The 18661-nt window shown below is 38.8% G+C and carries 17 protein-coding genes; 16 read left to right on the forward strand and 1 reads right to left on the reverse strand.

All coding sequences use genetic code 11. From position 1 onward, the window contains the following. Nucleotides 1–196: 196 nt before the first annotated feature. The 15 genes from IV67_RS04830 (at nucleotide 197) to IV67_RS04895 (ending at nucleotide 16187) form a co-directional block, all read left to right on the forward strand. Nucleotides 197–637: an RrF2 family transcriptional regulator gene (locus tag IV67_RS04830; RefSeq protein WP_057787673.1), complete on the forward strand. Its 441-nt coding sequence runs from the start codon at nucleotides 197–199 to the stop codon at nucleotides 635–637. Continuing rightward, nucleotides 634–3564, forward strand: coding sequence for a YhgE/Pip domain-containing protein (locus IV67_RS04835; RefSeq protein WP_057787675.1), 2931 nt, complete (start codon nucleotides 634–636; stop codon nucleotides 3562–3564). The genes IV67_RS04830 and IV67_RS04835 overlap by 4 nt, the downstream gene beginning before the upstream one ends. A 214-nt stretch (nucleotides 3565–3778) precedes the next feature. Continuing rightward, on the forward strand, nucleotides 3779–4117 hold the full coding sequence (locus tag IV67_RS04840) for a hypothetical protein (protein ID WP_057787677.1): 339 nt from the start codon (nucleotides 3779–3781) through the stop codon (nucleotides 4115–4117). Nucleotides 4118–4143: 26 nt separating this feature from the next. Beyond that, nucleotides 4144–4929 (forward strand): glucose 1-dehydrogenase, encoded by a 786-nt coding sequence (locus IV67_RS04845; protein WP_057787679.1) that lies wholly within the window; start codon nucleotides 4144–4146, stop codon nucleotides 4927–4929. A 239-nt stretch (nucleotides 4930–5168) separates the two neighbouring features. Further along, nucleotides 5169–5300 carry a teichoic acid D-Ala incorporation-associated protein DltX gene (locus IV67_RS09130; RefSeq protein WP_083486674.1) on the forward strand — a complete coding sequence of 44 codons (132 nt, stop codon included), beginning with the start codon at nucleotides 5169–5171 and terminating at the stop codon, nucleotides 5298–5300. Nucleotides 5301–5330: 30 nt separating this feature from the next. Beyond that, complete coding sequence (gene dltA, locus IV67_RS04850) at nucleotides 5331–6872, forward strand: D-alanine--poly(phosphoribitol) ligase subunit DltA (RefSeq protein ID WP_057787681.1); 1542 nt, start codon at nucleotides 5331–5333, stop codon at nucleotides 6870–6872. Next, nucleotides 6869–8113 carry a D-alanyl-lipoteichoic acid biosynthesis protein DltB gene (gene dltB, locus IV67_RS04855; RefSeq protein ID WP_057787683.1) on the forward strand — a complete coding sequence of 415 codons (1245 nt, stop codon included), beginning with the start codon at nucleotides 6869–6871 and terminating at the stop codon, nucleotides 8111–8113. The genes dltA and dltB overlap by 4 nt, the downstream gene beginning before the upstream one ends. A 53-nt stretch (nucleotides 8114–8166) precedes the next feature. Continuing rightward, on the forward strand, nucleotides 8167–8406 hold the full coding sequence (dltC, locus tag IV67_RS04860) for a D-alanine--poly(phosphoribitol) ligase subunit DltC (protein ID WP_057788249.1): 240 nt from the start codon (nucleotides 8167–8169) through the stop codon (nucleotides 8404–8406). Next, entirely contained in the window at nucleotides 8399–9673 is a 1275-nt protein-coding gene (gene dltD / locus IV67_RS04865; RefSeq protein WP_057787685.1) for a D-alanyl-lipoteichoic acid biosynthesis protein DltD, read from the forward strand. Before dltC ends, dltD begins: the two co-directional genes overlap by 8 nt. Before the next feature lie 54 nt (nucleotides 9674–9727). Then, nucleotides 9728–10597 (forward strand): alpha/beta hydrolase, encoded by an 870-nt coding sequence (locus IV67_RS04870; protein ID WP_057787687.1) that lies wholly within the window; start codon nucleotides 9728–9730, stop codon nucleotides 10595–10597. A gap of 32 nt (nucleotides 10598–10629) precedes the next feature. Then, nucleotides 10630–11892, forward strand: a complete 1263-nt coding sequence (locus IV67_RS04875; protein ID WP_057787689.1) for a PTS transporter subunit EIIC — start codon at nucleotides 10630–10632, stop codon at nucleotides 11890–11892. Next, a complete protein-coding gene (locus IV67_RS04880) occupies nucleotides 11889–12764 on the forward strand; it encodes an alpha/beta hydrolase (RefSeq protein WP_057787691.1) in 876 nt (291 codons plus the stop codon). Before IV67_RS04875 ends, IV67_RS04880 begins: the two co-directional genes overlap by 4 nt. Before the next feature lie 217 nt (nucleotides 12765–12981). Then, a complete protein-coding gene (locus IV67_RS04885; RefSeq protein WP_057787693.1) occupies nucleotides 12982–14181 on the forward strand; it encodes a cation:proton antiporter in 1200 nt (399 codons plus the stop codon). A 154-nt stretch (nucleotides 14182–14335) separates the two neighbouring features. Continuing rightward, nucleotides 14336–14989: a copper homeostasis protein CutC gene (locus IV67_RS04890; protein ID WP_057787695.1), complete on the forward strand. Its 654-nt coding sequence runs from the start codon at nucleotides 14336–14338 to the stop codon at nucleotides 14987–14989. A 145-nt stretch (nucleotides 14990–15134) separates the two neighbouring features. Next, on the forward strand, nucleotides 15135–16187 hold the full coding sequence (locus tag IV67_RS04895; RefSeq protein ID WP_057787697.1) for an oxidoreductase: 1053 nt from the start codon (nucleotides 15135–15137) through the stop codon (nucleotides 16185–16187). Nucleotides 16188–16225: 38 nt separating this feature from the next. Here IV67_RS04895 and IV67_RS04900 read toward each other — a convergent pair whose 3' ends face one another. Then, entirely contained in the window at nucleotides 16226–17167 is a 942-nt protein-coding gene (locus IV67_RS04900; RefSeq protein ID WP_057787699.1) for a LacI family DNA-binding transcriptional regulator, read from the reverse strand. 168 nt (nucleotides 17168–17335) lie between these two features. On the opposite strand from IV67_RS04900, the gene IV67_RS04905 reads away from it, so the two are divergent. After that, a complete protein-coding gene (locus IV67_RS04905) occupies nucleotides 17336–18661 on the forward strand; it encodes an SLC45 family MFS transporter (protein WP_057787701.1) in 1326 nt (441 codons plus the stop codon).

The following is an 18661-nucleotide window of genomic DNA, read 5'->3' on the forward strand; positions in this document are numbered from 1 at the left end:
AGAAAGCTTCTATCCATCCTTGATGAGATAGAAGCTTTTTTTGTTTTATATCGGGGGTTGAACGTTTCAAATGCGCCGAAACATACTGCTTAAAAAAAATTTAAAATGAAAGCGTTTTTAACGTGGACATTTTAAGTCCACGTATGTATAATTTTATTTTGAACTTAGAAATAATAAACAAAGGAAGCTCGAGCAAATGAAATTCAAAGAAAGTTTTGAAGGTGCTATCTGCATTGTGCTGTTACTAGCCAATGATCGTTACCCAGGCAAAATTAGTAGTAATGAAATTAGCACGATTATGCATAGTTCGAATGCTTATACGAAGAAAATATTAGCGAACTTGGTCCGAGGTAATGTGATTGCATCAGATACAGGTAAAAATGGTGGTTATTATCTATTGAAAGATATGGATCAACTATCATTACTTGATATCTATCATGCCACTGAAGGTAGTGATAAAAGTTATCATCCAAAGCATATGGCGGATAACTTTTTAGAAGGAGCGAATGATATCAGGGCTAAAGAGTACGAAGTAGCGCATTTTATGGAGGACGCTGAAAATGAGTATCTACAAATTTTGGATACTTATAAGTTAAGTCGATTAGTAAATGAAAAATCAGTGGAGGCGCTATTATGATTAAAGCAGAATTAGCAAAAATCAATAAAAATAAGCTCATCAAAATTGCGATGGTGATCATTATGCTGATTCCCGCAATTTATTCTGTGACTTTTTTGCGTTCAATGTGGGATCCATATGGGAACTTAGATAAACTACCAGTTGCGGTTGTTAATGAAGATAAAACCGTTAAAGTAAAAGATGATAAAGTCAATATTGGTAAAGATATGACGAAAAATCTTTTAAAGAATGATAGTTTGAAATTCGAAGAAGTTGATAGTGAACATGAAGCAAATCAAAAGTTAAATGATGGTAAGTATTATTTGGAAATTGTTATCCCAAAGAATTTCACAAAAGATTCAATGACTTTGATGGATGATAATCCAAAGAAAATGAACATTCAGTATAAAACAAGTGCTGGAAATAACTTTATCGGAGCTAAAGTTGGTGAAGGTGCCATTACTCAGGTGAAGGATGAGGTGCAAAGCCAAGTCACAAAGACTTATGCACAAACATTGTTGGGTGCTTTCAAAGATGCCGGAAAAGGTATGAAGGAAGCCTCAAAAGGTTCTGCAAAATTAGGTGACGGACTTGATTCGGCTTCAAAGGGTTCTAAAGATTTAGCAAATGGTGCTAATCAATTAGGCTCTGGTGCTGGTGAATTAGGTAATGGCCTTGGACAATATACCGGTGCTGTTGGTCAATTGAACCAAGGTGGTCAAGAACTAGCCGGTGGTCTTGGACAATATACTGGTGCGGTTGGTCAATTGAATCAAGGTGGTCAACAATTAGCTGGTGGCTTAGGGCAATATACTGGTGCGGTTGGTCAATTGAATCAAGGTGGTCAACAATTAGCCGGTGGCTTAGGACAATACACGGGTGCTGTTGGTCAATTGAATCAAGGTGGTCAAAAGGTAGCCGGTGGCTTGAATGAACTAGATGGTAAGAGTGGTCAATTACAGGCGGGTGCTAATCAATTAGCCGGTGGTTTATCAGAAATTAATGGTAAAGGTAGTGATCTACAAGGTGGTGCTAAACAAGTCGCTAATGGGGTTTCTTCATTAAATGAAGGTAGCCAGTCACTTGCTAGTGGTTTAGGTCAGTATACTAACGGTGTTTCAAAATTGGTTGATGGTAGCAACAGCTTGAATCAAGGCGTTCAAGATTATACCAAGGGTGTTAGCCAGGCCCAAGCAGGAAGTGCTGATCTTCAAAAGTCATTAAATGATTTGAATAGCGCGGTTAATGGTGATGATGCCAAAAGTCTTAAGAGCGCAGCGGCTGCATACAAAGAACAAGTTGATAAGTTATCACAAGCTGGTGGTGCAAATGCAGACGTCAGTGCTAACTTGAAGTCAATGGCTTCTCAAATTGAAAGTTTAGCTGGATTGGAATCAGCTGATAATTTGACAGACAGTCAAAAACAAACGTTATCGACAAATGTGAAAGGTTTGCAAGACAACTTGAATAGTGTGCAATCACAATTGTCAGGTGCATCTTCACAAAATTCAAACTTGTCACAATTGGCATCAGGATATGACCAATTATATGCAGGCATGACTTCTGCCTTTGGAAATGTTGCAGGATTAGCTGATGGTGCCGGTAAAGTGAATGGTGGTTTGACTGCATTACAACAAAAGAACGATTCTTTGACTTCTGGAAGCCAACAATTAGCAAGTGGATTATCTGACTTGGATACAAAGAGCAGCGATCTAAATGCTGGTGCCAACAATTTGGTTGGTGGTACATCTAAGTTGAATGAAGGTAGCCAATCACTTGTTAGTGGTCTTGGACAATATACAAATGGTGTCTCAAAGCTAAACCAAGGTGGGCAACAAGTTGCTAGTGGTCTTGGTTCATATACAGGTGCTGTTGGTCAATTGAACCAAGGTGGTCAGCAACTTGCTGGTGGCCTATCAGAATTAAATGGTAAGGGTGGCCAATTACAGTCAGGTGCTAACCAATTGACTGGTGGTTTGTCAGAATTAAATGGTAAGAGTGGCCAACTACAGTCAGGTGCTAACCAATTGACTGGTGGTTTGTCAGATTTGAATGGTAAGAGCGGTCAACTACAATCAGGTGCTAATCAACTTGCTGGTGGCCTAACTGAACTTAACAGTAAGGGTGCCGAAATCTATAATGCAGCTGAAATGTTAGCAAATGGTGGTAACCAGCTTAGTGCCGGGGCCCTAAAGTTGAATGTTGGCCTTGTTGATGCAACAAAGGGTGCTGATGAATTGTCAAAGAAGCTCGGCGATGGTGCTAATGAAACGAACCAAATTAAGGACAATAAGAAGACCTTTGATATGTTCGGAACACCAATCAAATTGCATGCTTCTGATAGTACGAACACCAAGACAAATGGATATGGTATGGCCCCATACATGTTATCAGTCTATCTTTACGTTGGAATGATTACATTGATGGCTGTGTTAGATATCTTTACACCAGCCATTGTCCCACCAAAGAATGGATTCTCATGGTGGATCAGTAAGATGATGATGCCATTGTTACTTTCAATTGGTGCGGCATTTGTTGTTTGGTTGTCTTCAATCTTCTTGATTGGAATTCACCCAACAGAACCAGGCAAGATGTTGTTTATCTTGATTCTGGCATCGATTACGGATATGGCAATCTTATTCTTGCTGACAGCCGTCTTAGGTAAGTTTGGAACCTTCATTGCGTTAATCTTGATGGTGCTACAATTGGCGGCATCAGGTGGAACGTATCCAATGGAGTTAACGACGCCATTCTATCGTGCAATTCATCCATTCATGCCAATGACTTACTCGATTGAAGGCTTACGTGCCACAATTTCAACGGGTAATAGCATTGTGCAACCAGCGATTGTGTTAATTAGTATTACACTTGTACTATTTGGCTTAACATGGTTATTCTTTGAATCACAAATGAAGAAGCGTTTTAGCTTTAAACACACTGAAAATTAATTAATTTTCGAATATCAGTTATGCAAAATTGCATGGCTGATATTTTTTTGCAATATTTCAGGTATGTTTTGATATTGAATTGAAATGATTATGGAATAAATGATATTTTAGTGACATTATTGGGTAGTTAAATTAATAATCTATGATATAATATATGCAATTAGTTCTAGTAATATAACTAATTAATACAATTAATGTGGAGGTTCTTTCGTTTATGAAGCCATTACTATTGGTAGGTAAGGAAAATGCGACAACGTTATTAACTAAGTATTATGGTGATGCGATTACTGAAAAGTCAGCACCCCGAGTTCGTGCCCGAGAAGTATTTGAGGCAATAGAGAAGATTCCAGATTATTCGATTGTGTTGGTATATCAAGATGACAACGGTGATTATAAGACCGTTGTTAAGAATATTACTGAAAAATTTGACCGTTTGATTAAAACGGCATTTTCAGGAAATTCAAATGAATTTGTGAATAACCTCATTGGTGTTGGAAAATTACTTGATCCTGACAATGCAGATATTTACGAGTTGTTTAAATTAGAAGTATAAATTACGTTATTTATTAGGAGGGTTTTATGTATCCAGATCTTAAAGGAAAGACAGCTGTCGTTACTGGTGGTACGACAGGTCTTGGTTTAGCAATTGTTGGTCGTTATCTAGAAGAAGGTATGAATGTTGTTGCTGATTACGTCGGTGAATTAAAAGTCACTGATGATCTTAAAGCTTTGCAAGATAAGTATGAAAATACATTGATTGTTTTCCAAGCTGACGTAACTAGTGAGGAAGAAATTGATGCTTTATCTAAGGAAGCCACAGATAAGTTTGGTGGACTTGATGTTTGGGTTAATAATGCCGGAATTGAAAAACCATTCCCAACTGCTGAAATGCCTTACGACGAATGGCAAAAAGTGATTAATGTTAACTTGAACGGAACTTTCTTGGGAACACGTGCTGCTTTGCGTGCCTTTGAAAAGAACTTCAATAAGGGAAGCATTATCAACATGTCATCTGTTCACCAACAAATTCCATGGCCAACATTTGCCCACTATGCTGCAAGTAAGGGTGCTTCAAAGCTATTTACTGAAACAGTTGCGTTGGAATATGCTGAAAAGGGTATTCGTGTGAATAACATCTGTCCAGGTGCCATTGACACACCAATTAATGCTGAAAAGTTTGCTGATCCAATTCAACGCATGCAAACGCAAAGCATGGTACCAATGGGTGAAATTGGGGAACCTAGCTATGTGTCTGATGCTGCAGCTTTCTTGGCTTCAGAGCAAGCACATTACATTACTGGAAGTTCACTCTTCGTGGATGGTGGTATGAAGCTATACCCATCATTCCAACACGGTGCTGGTTAAACAAAATATTGAAAAAGCAGACACTTTTGTGTCTGCTTTTTTTGTTTTTAAGCGGATTGAACGCGAAATTCAAAAAAAAATTAAGGCACGAATGCTTAATTTATACGGAAAGGTAACGCTTTCATGGTTTTACTAACCAAAATAAAGTAACACTATAGCAATAAACGGTGTTATAATTGTTATAATTTTGAAACATTAAAGATAAAAATGATTGCTTTTGAATATGAGAGGGATAAAAATTGAAAAAACATCGACAGTTTTGGATGTTTATCGGACAGACATTATTTTATTTTGCTGTTCTGTTAATTTTATTATACCTATATGGGTATTCTAGCCACGGCCAAGGTGGCTTCATTTATAACGAATTTTAAACGTACCGAGGAAATTGGGGATTTATGAGAATGAAAATTGAAAATATGATTGCGACAGTTGATAACTATGCCACAACCCAAGGAGATCACATTGTTTATGATGTACAGGGGGTACAGCATACTTATCGTGACTTAAAGCATGATTCAGATGCACTGGCTGCAGCAATTGATGCGCTCGACTTACCGGAGAAGGCACCAATTATGGTCTTCACAGGTCAAGATTATGAAGCTTTAGCAACTTTTGTTGGTGCTGTTAAATCAGGACATGCGTACATTCCGGTTGATATTAATTCAGCTGATGAGCGTCTAACGTCTATTTTGGAGATTGCTAAACCAGCAGCGGTCATTGCAGTTGATCCATTGCCAATTACGATTGATGCCGTCCCAGTTATTACACCTGAACAATTACGTACGATTATGCAAGATGATGTTGATTATGAATTGACGCATCCTGTGTTAGATGATGATAATTATTATATTATTTTTACATCAGGTACAACTGGTAAGCCTAAGGGAGTTCAGATTTCACATCGAAATCTATTATCTTATACAAATTGGATGCTTTCAGCTGAAGCCTTTGATGTACCAAATCAACCTAAAATGTTAGCACAACCACCATATTCATTCGATTTATCAGTCATGTATTGGGCACCAACGCTTGCCTTGGGTGGAACATTATATGCGTTGCCTCGTCCGGTTGTTGAGAATTTTAAGGCCTTGTTTGAAGTGCTACCAACCTTAGATATTGAAGTTTGGACGTCAACACCATCATTTGCTGATATGGCGATGCTTTCAGATGAGTTTGATGAAGCGCATATGCCAACATTAAAGTATTTCTACTTTGATGGTGAAGAGCTAACGGTCTCAACGGCCCAAAAATTACATGCGCGTTTTCCACACGCTCGCATTGTGAATGCGTACGGACCAACGGAAGCGACAGTTGCTCTATCAGCTGTTGCGATTACAGATGAAATGCTGGAAAATGCAGAACGGCTACCAATTGGCTATCCAAAGCCAGATTCACCAACCTATGTCATTGATGAAGATCAAAATATTGTGCCAACGGGTGAAGCAGGAGAAATTATCGTATCTGGACCTGGTGTTTCTAAGGGGTATTTGAATAATCCAGAGAAAACTGAAGCAGCATTCTTTGAATTTAATGGATTACCTGCATACCACACGGGTGATTTTGGATCGATGGATGAAGATTCACTCTTACATTATGGTGGCCGGATGGATTTCCAAATTAAATTCAATGGATACCGCATTGAATTAGAAGAAGTTTCACATATCTTGAGCTTATCAGACATGGTTGAAACAGCAGTAGCGGTACCGCGTTACAATGACCAACATAAAGTGCAACAATTGTTGGCGTTTGTGGTACCTAAAGCTGGCTTACTTGACACATATGAGAAGCCTTTGCTATTAACAAAGGCCATTAAAGAAACTCTGAAGAATGATATGATGCCGTATATGATGCCTTCACGTTTTCTTTATCGTGAAGACTTGCCGATGACACCAAATGGAAAGATTGATATTAAAGCGCTCATTGCTGAGGTGAACCCAGCATGACGCAATGGTTAGAAAATTTGCCGAATTGGCAACCGTATGGTGATCCAACTTATTTTGGATATCTATTATTAGGATTAATACCTATTGTGATTGGCTTATTATACGGAAGACGCTTTCAAGTATATGAGGCGCTGTTCTCATTTACTTTTATCTTATTAATGTTCTCAGGCTCAAAATGGGTGCAGTTTTATGCATTAATTGGCTATATTGTTTGGCAGCTCATGCTAATTTTTGGTTATCAACATTACCGAAAAAAAGCTGATCAAGGTTGGGTCTTTTACAGCGCCATTTTCTTATCAATTTTGCCCTTGATTTTGGTTAAAATTCATCCAGTATTTAATCATGGGAAAATGTCAATTATTGGATTTTTAGGGATTTCGTACCTAACCTTCAAGGTTGTTGCGATGTTAATGGAAATGCGCGATGATGTGCTAAAAGATTTACGCGTTTGGCCAGTTACGCGCTTCTTGCTCTTTATGCCAACTTTGTCTTCAGGACCAATTGATCGGTATCGTCGATTTGAAGCAGACTATACCACAGCACCTGAACGCTCGGTCTATTTAGATTATTTGCAGAGCGCCACATGGAATATCATGTTGGGATTTTTCTACAAATTTATTGTTGCTTATTATATTAATTTATATTTATTGATACCGTTTAAACATGCTGCATTGAGTCAAGGTGGGTTGTTCAATCTACCAACTATTGGTGTTATGTATGCTTATGGTTTCTATTTATTCTTTGATTTTGCGGGCTATTCATTATTTGCGATTGCCATTTCGAAGTTTATGGGAATTAATACACCAATCAACTTTAATAAGCCATTCTTGGCAAAGAACTTAAAAGAGTTCTGGAATCGTTGGCATATGACTTTGAGTTTCTGGTTCCGAGACTATGTCTTCATGCGCTTCGTGCTTATGATGACGCGACATAAGGTTTTTAAGAATCGAAATGTTACTGCTGGTGTTGCCTATATGGTTAATATGCTATTGATGGGATTCTGGCATGGTTTGACTTGGTTCTATATTTTATATGGATTCTTGCATGCACTCGGATTGATTGTTAATGATTGGTGGCTCCGTCAAAAGAAACAGAAAAATCGTGCGCGTAAGAAGGCTGGATTAGAGCCGTTGCCAAGCAATTGGTTTACGAACGCGGTCGCAATATTTATTACTTTTAATTTCACAATGTTCACCTTCCTAGTATTTTCAGGATTCTTGAATCAATTGTGGCATCACTAAATGAACTTATGTAACTTATTGAAATGAAAGAGGAAGATAAAATGACTGAAGATATGAACGTACAAGCAGAAGTAATTGCAATTATTGATGATTTATTCATGGAAGATGTTTCTGACATGATGGATGAAGACTTATTCGATGCCGGCGTACTAGACTCAATGGCTGTTGTTGAGTTAGTTGTGGCACTAGAAAATAAGTTTGCTATTAAAGTTCCAGTATCAGAAATGGGACGTGATGATTGGAATACAGCGGACAAGATTGTTGAAGGGGTAAAGGAATTACGGAATGCGTAAGCGACTATGGTTAATATTTGGGCCGGTTATTTGTGCGGTGGCCTTGATATTGATCACAATTTTGTTGGCTAATCCAAATCCAAAATCTAACTATGATGTTGAAAAGAAGGCGGCAGTGGCAACGACACCGCAGGTATTCAAGAGTGGTGTGTTGAAACGCCAGGCTCTGTCTGATTCAGACCATCGCTTTGTGCCATTTTTTGGTTCAAGTGAGTGGAAACGAATGGACAGTATGCATCCATCGGTTTTAGCTGAGGGCTATCAACGAAGTTATCGACCATTTTTAATTGGTCAAGCGGGTGCAACATCGCTAGCTCAATATTTTGGTATGCAACAGATTACTGACCAATTACAAGACAAACAGGCCGTTTTTGTGATTTCACCACAATGGTTTGTAAAAGATGCGCAAAAGCAAAAAGCACTACCTATGTTTTATAGTAAGGCGCAAGGCTTAGATTTCTTACAAAATCAAACGGGAACGGATGCTGATCGCTATGTTGCACGACGCTTTGTTCAGGTTAACCCAAAAGATTCATTAACAGGTATGATGACTAAGGTGGCCGATGGTAAAACACTAAGCAAAACGGATAACGCGAAAATAAAGTCATATTTGCATGTCAGCAATAAAGAAGATGCATTTTTTAGTACATGGAAAACTGCTGATACCTATGACAAGAAAATCGCACCTAAAGCTGAAAAATTACCACAACCTTATAATCAAAAAGTCTTATCACAGCTAGCAACTAAGACGGCACAGAAGGATACCAGTAATAATCCGTATCATATTAAAAATTCATTTTATACGAAGCGAATTAAAAGCCACGAAGCTAAGCTAGCCGGTTCGCAAAAGAATTTTAATTATGTGCAATCACGTGAATATAATGATTTCCAAGCGGTATTGAATCAATTTGCTGAATCAAATACAGATGTGATGTTCGTGATTCCACCGGTTAATAAAAAATGGGCTGAGTACACTGGTTTGAATGAACAAATGTATCAAAAGTCAGTTGAAAAAATGAAATTCCAATTGTCGTCACAAGGCTTTAATCAGGTGGCAGATTTGTCTAAAAATGGGAATAAGCCCTATTATATGGAGGATACTGTCCATCTAGGTTGGAATGGTTGGCTGAATTTTGATCAACATGTAAATCGTTTTCTAACGACCAAGCAAAAGGCACCTAATTATAAAATTAATAATCAATTTTTAGATAACCAATGGGCGATGTATGAACCAAAGGCTAAAGATGATTTTAGTAAGTTTAAATAAGTAGATGAGCACGGTAAACTGAATAGTTTTACCGTGCTTTTTTAGGAGGCAGATATGGCTATTTCAAATGAAGCAACAATACTCCATGAAAAATTACAGGCAATGCATTATCGTGAACAACTCATGCAGACTTTTAGTAATAATTTAGAATTACCTGAAAATCAACGTGCTAAATCTACAAACTTTCCAAGGAGAGTGCAACAACGCATGTACCAAGAGGATGGTTATGATGTTTTAACAGTTTGGTTGGACGATAAACCGGTTAAAGGTGATTTAATGGTGCTTCACGGCGGAGCTTTTATTATGCCAATATCACCTGCTTTCAATCAATTAGTCGTGCAATTTTTAAAATGTGGTTATCGCGTGTGCTTACCAGAGTATCCATTAGCCCCAACTGCTCTAAGTCATTCTCGAGCGTGGCTACTAAAGGTATACCGGAAGTGGTTTAAACAAAGCGAGGGGGCTCATTTTCTGTTTGGGGAATCGGCTGGTGCTAATTTGGCACTCAGATTATTGCTTGACCTTGAGCGATCAGAGCAGCCTTGTGCCACAGAACTGTTATCTATTTGTCCTGATTTGAGTTTTACGGCTAGTCCTGAAGCGATTGCGAACGATCTAATTTTAGATGCAAACATTATGCGCACATTACAAGGACATGCTGCTGTAGCTGATTTTGATTTTAAAACGCTTGATGAAAGCCAATTTGTCGGTTCAGTTCACTTTGATACTGGCGGTAATGAATGTAATGTTCCTGCGGTGAAACAACTAACGCAGCAATTAGCGTATAATGAAAAAAACGACATCACGGTAACAATCTCTGAAGGGATGATTCATGATTTTATGCTATGGCAAATGTTGCCAGAAGCAAAAGCAGCAATTAAAGCTGTTGATGTTTTTTTTCAAAAAAATCAAACTGACAAGTAAGTGATTGATGTTGGAAATAAGAGGCATAGGTGATGAAAGAAAAATTATTTGAATTTTCCTACAAAATTCGCAGCTGGACATTTACCGAATTAGTTCGTGAAACCGTTGAACGTCTATTCCCATTTGCCTTAATCGGTAGTGTGTTAACAGCATTTAGAAAAACGGTGCTGGATGATTACGGCTTTATTAATAATGTATTTGATGTCCCGAGCTGGTGGAAAAATTATGAGTTTGTGGATCAGTATATGAAAAGCTTTAGTCATTTGACACTGGGCATTTTAGGGGTTTTGGCAGCATTTTTTATGGCTGAATTAACGCTCAAAGCGACAAAGCATCCGGATTATCTGGCTGGCTTAACAGCTGCAATTGGTTATCTGTTACTATTTACGCCACAAGGTTTTACGAATGGAAAGGTACAGTTGTCGGCCTTGTCGAAATATACAGGGATGAGTGGTTTATTACTGGGTATCTTATTTGGTTATTTGATTGGGCGTTTATTCTTACGTTTTGTTGTACCTAAGTATGAAGGTAACCAAAAAAATATTGGCATATCAGTGATGGGGATTGTATTAGCCCTGGCCTTGCTCGTTAATATTGGGATAAGTCAACTCTATCAATCAACACTGACAACTGATTTTTTGACTAATATCAGTGACATGGTTAGTACCGGTAGTCTTAAAATGACGGTACTAGGGACATTTCTGACCACAACATTGCGCTGGTTGGGCTTACGTGGTGTGTTTGAAGTTGATGGGGAATTTGCAAGTGTTGTTGATACAACGAATATGATGTATGCCTTAAAGCATCACTCAGTTTGGTCAGTTCCGTATCCATTTAGCGAACAAAGTCTCTATCATAGTTTTGGTGTGTTTGGTGGTGTTGGTGGTATATTGGCTCTTGCTGTGGCCATCTATTGGGTTTCACATAGTCGACATGATAAATCAGTGATTCGCTTATCGCTAATTCCGACATTATTTGGAAGTGGACAAGGTATGCTAGTTGGTCTGCCGGTATTATTTAATCCGATTTATGTGATTCCATTTATTTTAGTGCCAGTTGTGAACGTCTTGTTAGCAAGTTTCTTGATTATGCTTAAGGTCATGCCACCAGCGGTCTATCCAGTACCAATTGCCACACCTGGACCTTTAATTGGATTCATTGGCTCCGGTGGAAATTGGATTGAACTTGCATTCGGTGTTGGTATTTTTGCGCTGGATGTTTTAATTTATATGCCGTTTGTTAAGTTGGATAATCGGTTACAGGCTAAGCTAGGTGAAAGGGCGGATGTCATATGAAAAAATATATGCGAAAAGGCATCTTGATCATCAGTGTTTTTTTGACCCTTGGTCTAGTTTGGGCCTCTTATTCTTGGACGCAAAACAATATTAAAGAACTAGATAGTTTTTATAATTCTAAATTATCCCCTGTTATTCTAATTCCTGGTAGTAGTGCGACTGTGAATCGTTTCGATGGCATGGTGGCACAGGTTAATAAAAGTGCGCCTAAGCGACATAGTTTAATTAAGGTGAAAGTTTGGAATAATGGTCAAGTGACGATGTCTGGTAAAAAATTAAAAAATGATAATGAACCGTTTATCGTCGTTGGTTTTGAAAACAATAAAGATGGTTATAAGAATATCAAAGAGCAAGCGGCCATGTTTGATAAAGCGTTTGATGTGATTCAAAATAAATATGAATTTAATAATTATAAAGCCATTGGACATTCTAATGGCGGGCTCATCTATACACGATTTTTAGAACAGTATGCCGATAATTATCAGGATATTCGTATGAAAAAATTATTAACGCTAGGAACGCCTTATAATTTTGATGAGACCTCTGTTCATAATAAAACGCAAATGTTATCAGATTTTATTAAGCACAAGGACACGTTACCGGAGGATTTGACAGTTTATGCTTTAGCAGGAACGCAGACGTATAGCTCTGATGGGATTGTGCCAGAAGAATCAGTGCGTGCCGGAAAATATATTTACCAAGATCAGGTTAAAAATTTTACCGAAATCACGGTGACCGGAGATCAAGCACAGCATTCAGATTTACCAACCAATAAGGAAGTCTTAGGGATTATTACCCAACGTATGTTAGATCAACCGCAACCACCTAAGCCTAAAAAGGATGGTACAGAACAGCCCGGAGATGATAAATAAGCAAAGCATGGTCATTAGGCCATGCTTTTTTCGATGTTAAAAACAAATTGTTAGGTGCTTTAAAGTAAGTGAATTTATCAATAGCATAGTAAAAACATTGCAAAATTATGTGAAAAGAGTTAGTATAGTATTAGGTTACTTTGTGCTTGAACAAATTAGCTTGTAAACAACGTGACACTTGTTTGTGATAGACAAGCAAAAATTAGGAGGTAGTTATATGAGTGAACTGAGCATGATTGCAATTATATTGCTCTCAGCCTTACTTTCAGGAGCGCTTTTTAGAAAAATTGGTTTACCAGCTGTTGTTGGACAGTTGGTAGCCGGTGTGGTGATTGGACCGGGGATGTTGAATCTTGTTAAGCCAACTGATCACATTGAATTCTTGGCAGAAATTGGGGTAATGACCCTAATGTTTATTGCCGGTCTAGAAAGTGATTTACGATTATTAAAGAAATATTTTATTCCGGCTGTATCAGTCGCATTTTTCGGAGCATTATTGCCAATCCTAACCTTTTTCTGGTTCGGACGCGGAATCTTAAATGAATCTGTTCAATTGGCAATATTTTTTGGAATCGTCTTTGCGGCGATGTCAACTTCGATTACAGTCGATGTGTTAAAAGAATACCGGCGACTAAAAACAAAGAATGGACAAACAATCTTGGGAGCAGCCATCTTTGATGATGTCTTTGCGATTAGTTTATTGTCAATTTTCTTGGTTATTGCCACAAAAGGTAGTGCAAATGGACCAACCCAAAGTATCGGTGTAACGTTACTTTTGCAATTAGTCTTCTTCATTATTGCCTTTTCATTAATTCGTTGGATTGCAACACCAGTGATGAATTTCTTTGAAAAGCTAGATTTTCCATTTAGTGATATCTTGGGAGCCTTCATTATGCTATTCACACTAGCTGGGTTGGCTGAACTATTTGGACTTTCAGCGATTATTGGAACGTTCATGTCTGGGGTCGCAATTGCCGAAAGTGATGCTGCACCACGCGTTGAAAAAGCGTCAAATGTGGTGTCGTATACCTTCTTTATTCCAATTTTCTTAATCTCGGTTGGCTTACATGTTCACTTGGACAAGGTTATGGATTTCTTACCAATGATTATTATTGGAACGATTTTGGCAGTTATTTCTAAGTTTGTTGGTAGTGGTTTTGGTGCCAAGATTACTGGATATTCATGGACTGAATCAGCAATTATTGGTGCTGGAACGGTACCGCGTGGTGAGTTCTCAATTGTTATTGCCCAAATGGGACTAGCAGCAGGTGTTATTAATTCTGATCAGCAAGGGATGTTGTTAATCATTATTATCTTAGCAACCATTATTGGGCCACTTTTGTTACGTTATCTCTTTAAGTACGATAATGTGACCGATGACGATGTTGTTGAGACTGCAATCACTTCAGAATCATAAATTTAATATAAAACGTCGAAGCCTTGGCCTCGACGTTTTTTAATGCTTAAAAATTAAGTAGATTGCGTAATGTTATAGCTCGTTTAAGGCTAGGCATGTTACGATAGATACACGTATACTGTAAGCGTTATCATTATTTTTGAGGGGGAGCCAGATGTTACGAGAAATAGCCCTTGGCGATGAAAAAACGGTGGATTTAGCGTTAGCACATGATGTTGATCGAATTGAATTAAATACGAATTTATCGGTAGGTGGCTTGACGCCGCCAGAACAGTTAATTACTTATGCCTTGGATGCAGCACGTGATCGGGGGATTCCAGTTGTTGTGATGGTGCGTCCCAGAGCGGGTGACTTCGTTTATTCCTATGCCGAAGTGGAAGAAATGCTACAAACTTTAAAGAAGTTACGTGGTCTTGGTGTGAAATATGTTACCTTTGGTGCCGTTACGGCAGAGGGACGCCTGGATCGTGAGACCATGTTAAAGTTAATTGAGGCCGCGCAGCCGATGCAGGTTATTTTTCACATGGCTTTTGATGATATTATAACTGAATGTCAAGAACAGGCAATGCAGTGGTTGTCCAACTACCATGTTATGCGCATTTTGACGCATGGTGGGCCGATAACAGCAGATATTGAGGACACATTGCCACATTTAAAGTGGCTTTGTGAGATGGCACCAGATGGATTGACGATTTTACCTGGGGGTGGTGTGAATTATCAAAATGCAGAGGCCATCAGTCAAGTATTAGCAGTGGATGAATTACACGGTTCTAAAATTATTGATACGACTAATACCATATTGGCTTAGTTCAAGCATAGCAATGAAAAAAAGCATTTACGTCGCTGACGTAGATGCTTTTTATTTTAAAGACCTTACTTACTTTTTGTCATTGTGATATGATAGAGTAAGTTAAGTTGCCAACTCGCTCGAATGTAGAAAGATGGGGAATTTTATGTTAAATATTGGCTATGTTGGTTTTGGGAAAAGTACAAACCGCTATCATTTACCTTACATCAAGCAACGTTTGGATCGCATTAGTGTGAAGCGCATTTATGCGCGTCATTTAGGAAAGCGGCCAGAGGATGAAGCCTTTTGGTCAAAGCAGGGGACAAAATTTTCTGAAGATTTTGATGACGTTTTAGAGGATGAAAGTTTAGATTTAGTCGTGGTTGTAACGCCAGCGCCTTCACATTTCACAATGGTCAAGCAACTCTTGGAACGCGGGCATAATGTGCTAGTTGATAAGCCAATGACGAATACCTTAGCTGAAGCGGAAGAATTAGTTGCGTTAGCACGTGAAAAACAATTGTTTGTAATGCCTTTCCAGAACCGTCGCTTCGATAGTGACTTTTTGACCCTAAAACAGGTGTTAGCAGCGGGTTATGTTGGTCGTCCAATTGATTTAGAAGTGCATATGGATCATTATCGTCCTAACGATGGCGGTGTGACCGGAGACCCAATGAATGGCGACTGGTATGGCCATGGTGTGCATTTAGTTGATCAAATGATTAGTTTATTCGGTGTACCGAATAAAGCCAATTTTGATGTCCGTTCGACGCGCGAATTGGGGGATTATATTGATGACCAGTTTGAAGCGCAATTATTCTATCCTGATGCCTTTAAGGCGACCGTTCAAGCAACTGAAAGTGCAGCTGTTGCATACCCAAAGTGGATCTTGCATGGGACTAAAGGAACGTATATTAAGCATAATATTGACCAACAAGAATATGACTTAAAGACGGGGATTATGCCTGGATCACCTAATTTCGGTCTTGATGCGCCACAAGATTATGGTCAAGTGGTGTACTACAATCAAAATGGTGATCGTATCGAAAAAACGATTCCTAGTTTGCCAGGTGATTATGGTGGTGTGTATGATGCCGTATATGAAACACTCGTTAATGGCAGTGAAAAGTTAGTATCAGATACAGAAATGCTAGGTGTGATTAAAGTTTTGGAAGCTGGTCTTGCAGATTCAGAACCACATACAACAAAATTTAATTAAAACAAAAGCTGATCAGTTATTTTAAACTGGTCAGCTTTTTAGTTATGCAGAGTTGTGTCACCTAATTGTAATTCCGGTGTTAAAACAATATGCGGATTTGTACGCACTTGTTGTTCAATTTGTTCGAGTAATTGGGAGACCATCGCTTCTGCAATGCGTTCAAGCGGCTGGGCAATCGTGGTTAGCGTAAGTGGCCCCATTTGGTGAATGAAAATGCCATCAAACCCAATAATTCCCACATCTTGTGGCACTGCTTGTTGGTCAATTAAGCAAGCATAGAGCGCACCAAGGGCAAGCCGATCAGTGGCTGCAACGATACCGGTCTTAGGTGCTAATTGAAGTGTTTGAACTAAACTACGGGCAATGTGGTCATCATTAGCAATACGGTAAATATTATTTTGATCGACTGGAATTTCAGAATCCAGAAAACCATCAAGACGGGCCTGTGCAAATTGCTCATCTAAATCTAAACCAAGATAGATGAGTTGCTCATAGCCTGCGTCAACTAGGTGTTGTTTGGCCAATTTAATCCCAGCAGCATTGTCGACATCGACAGAGGCTGCGCCTGCTTGTTCACCATAAGTTACAAGTGGGTAGGTTAGTGCATTAAGTTGTGCGTCGTCACTTTCACGAGCGCCACTGACTAGAATGCCATCAATCGCATGGAAGTCATTATCTAAACTGCGATGCAATTCCATTGTATAACCAGCTTGGTTGAGAATATCAGCAATATACGTTACTAATTGCCCAAAATAAGGGTCCACAGCTGCGACTTCATCTAACATCACAAAAGCAATGGTATAGCTTTTGTTCGTTGCTAAAGCACGTCCAGCTCGATTTTGGACATAACCTAATTCGTTAATAGCTGTTTGAACAGTATCGAAAATTTCTTTTGATACTTGTTCGGGATGATTGAGAACCCTGGAAACAGTCATTTTTGATACGTGGGCTTGCTTTGCCACGTCTGAAATCGAAACCATGTTTACACGACCTCCTTTAAATGTGTAAGCCTTTTCATTACTATATTGTAGCATGTTTTCTTGTTACCGGTAACATGCATCGTACCTATTGTAAGCGTTTTCGCCATCGGTTATATTAAAGGTACAGCTAGTTGATTGATCACTTATTTATAAAACAGGAGTAAGGTAATGACAGAAGCACATAAGAAAAGTTTACCGGAGTTAGCGAAAAAGACAATTATGTTAATGACCTTTGGAAACTTAGGGGTTTCAATGGCATTCTCATTGCAAAGTTCGAGCATGGGACGTATTTTTCAAACAATTGGAGCTGATCCGACAAAGTTAGGATTCTTCTTCATTTTGCCACCTTTGGTGGGAATGTTTATCCAACCATTAGTTGGTTATTTTTCAGACCGGACATGGATGCCACGCTTAGGTGGCCGACGTATGCCATATTTGTTAATTGGTGCAATCGTATCAGTTGTCATGATGATTTTATTGCCTAATGCAGGATCATTTGGCTTTGGATTTGGATCAGTCGCCGCTTTGGCTTTTGGAGCTTTTGCCATTTTATTTATGGACTTATCATCAAACATGGCAATGCAACCATTTAAGATGATTATCGGTGATATGGTTCCCGATGATCAAAAGAATTATGCTTGGTCTTATCAAACAATTTGGGGAAATATTGGTGGTATTCTTGCCACGTTGCTACCATTTATCTTGACAGCCATTGGTGTATCGAATGTTGCTGCTAAAGGCCAATTACCAAACTCAGTTATCTGGGCCTTCTATATTGGCGCTGCAATCTTAGTTGTGAGTGCAATTTTCTCTGTTACATCAATTAAAGAATATGATCCAGAAGAATATGCAAAGTATCATGAAGTTGAAGAACGTGAAGCAGGTGATAACCCAGGCTTATTTACATTATTGAAGCGTGCACCAAAGGTGTTCTGGACCTTAGCGGTTGTACAATTCTTTGCATGGGCTGCTTTCCAATATCTATGGACGTATGGTTCAGGTGCGATTGCACAAAACGTCTGGAATACAACTGATCCTTCATCTGCTGCTTATCAATCAGCTGGAAATTGGTTTGGAATTCTTTCAGCCGTGCAAGCTGTCGCATCTGTGCTTTGGGGAATGGTTCTTTCACACACAACCATTAGCCAACGTTCAATTGCTTACGCAGGTGGTTTGTTGCTAGGTGGTGCTGGATTCGCATCAGTCTTCTTTATTCATTCACAATTTGCACTAATCTTGTCATTTATCTTGATTGGAATTGGTTGGGTCACAATGAACTCAATTCCATTCATGTACTTAACAAGTGAATTAGATGGTAAGAATGATGGAACTTATATGGGATTGTTCAACAGTACAATCTGTGTCCCACAAATTGTTGCTTCAATCGCATCATTTGCGATTTTCCCAATGTTGGGTCAAAGTATGCCAATGATGTTGTTGATTGCCGGTATCTTCATGGTATTTGGTGCCGTTGCAACACGTTTAGTCAAGTAA

Source organism: Weissella minor, from assembly GCF_001437425.1.
GTDB classification, from domain to species: domain Bacteria; phylum Bacillota; class Bacilli; order Lactobacillales; family Lactobacillaceae; genus Weissella; species Weissella minor.

Coding starts and splice junctions, on each gene's coding strand:
- IV67_RS04830 (WP_057787673.1), top strand. CDS start 197: ATGAAATTCAAAGAAAGTTTTGAAGGTGCTATCTGCATTGTGCTGTTA.
- IV67_RS04835 (WP_057787675.1), top strand. CDS start 634: ATGATTAAAGCAGAATTAGCAAAAATCAATAAAAATAAGCTCATCAAA.
- IV67_RS04840 (WP_057787677.1), top strand. CDS start 3,779: ATGAAGCCATTACTATTGGTAGGTAAGGAAAATGCGACAACGTTATTA.
- IV67_RS04845 (WP_057787679.1), top strand. CDS start 4,144: ATGTATCCAGATCTTAAAGGAAAGACAGCTGTCGTTACTGGTGGTACG.
- dltA (WP_057787681.1), top strand. CDS start 5,331: ATGAAAATTGAAAATATGATTGCGACAGTTGATAACTATGCCACAACC.
- dltB (WP_057787683.1), top strand. CDS start 6,869: ATGACGCAATGGTTAGAAAATTTGCCGAATTGGCAACCGTATGGTGAT.
- dltC (WP_057788249.1), top strand. CDS start 8,167: ATGAACGTACAAGCAGAAGTAATTGCAATTATTGATGATTTATTCATG.
- dltD (WP_057787685.1), top strand. CDS start 8,399: ATGCGTAAGCGACTATGGTTAATATTTGGGCCGGTTATTTGTGCGGTG.
- IV67_RS04870 (WP_057787687.1), top strand. CDS start 9,728: ATGGCTATTTCAAATGAAGCAACAATACTCCATGAAAAATTACAGGCA.
- IV67_RS04875 (WP_057787689.1), top strand. CDS start 10,630: ATGAAAGAAAAATTATTTGAATTTTCCTACAAAATTCGCAGCTGGACA.
- IV67_RS04880 (WP_057787691.1), top strand. CDS start 11,889: ATGAAAAAATATATGCGAAAAGGCATCTTGATCATCAGTGTTTTTTTG.
- IV67_RS04885 (WP_057787693.1), top strand. CDS start 12,982: ATGAGTGAACTGAGCATGATTGCAATTATATTGCTCTCAGCCTTACTT.
- IV67_RS04890 (WP_057787695.1), top strand. CDS start 14,336: ATGTTACGAGAAATAGCCCTTGGCGATGAAAAAACGGTGGATTTAGCG.
- IV67_RS04895 (WP_057787697.1), top strand. CDS start 15,135: ATGTTAAATATTGGCTATGTTGGTTTTGGGAAAAGTACAAACCGCTAT.
- IV67_RS04900 (WP_057787699.1), bottom strand. CDS start 17,167: ATGGTTTCGATTTCAGACGTGGCAAAGCAAGCCCACGTATCAAAAATG.
- IV67_RS04905 (WP_057787701.1), top strand. CDS start 17,336: ATGACAGAAGCACATAAGAAAAGTTTACCGGAGTTAGCGAAAAAGACA.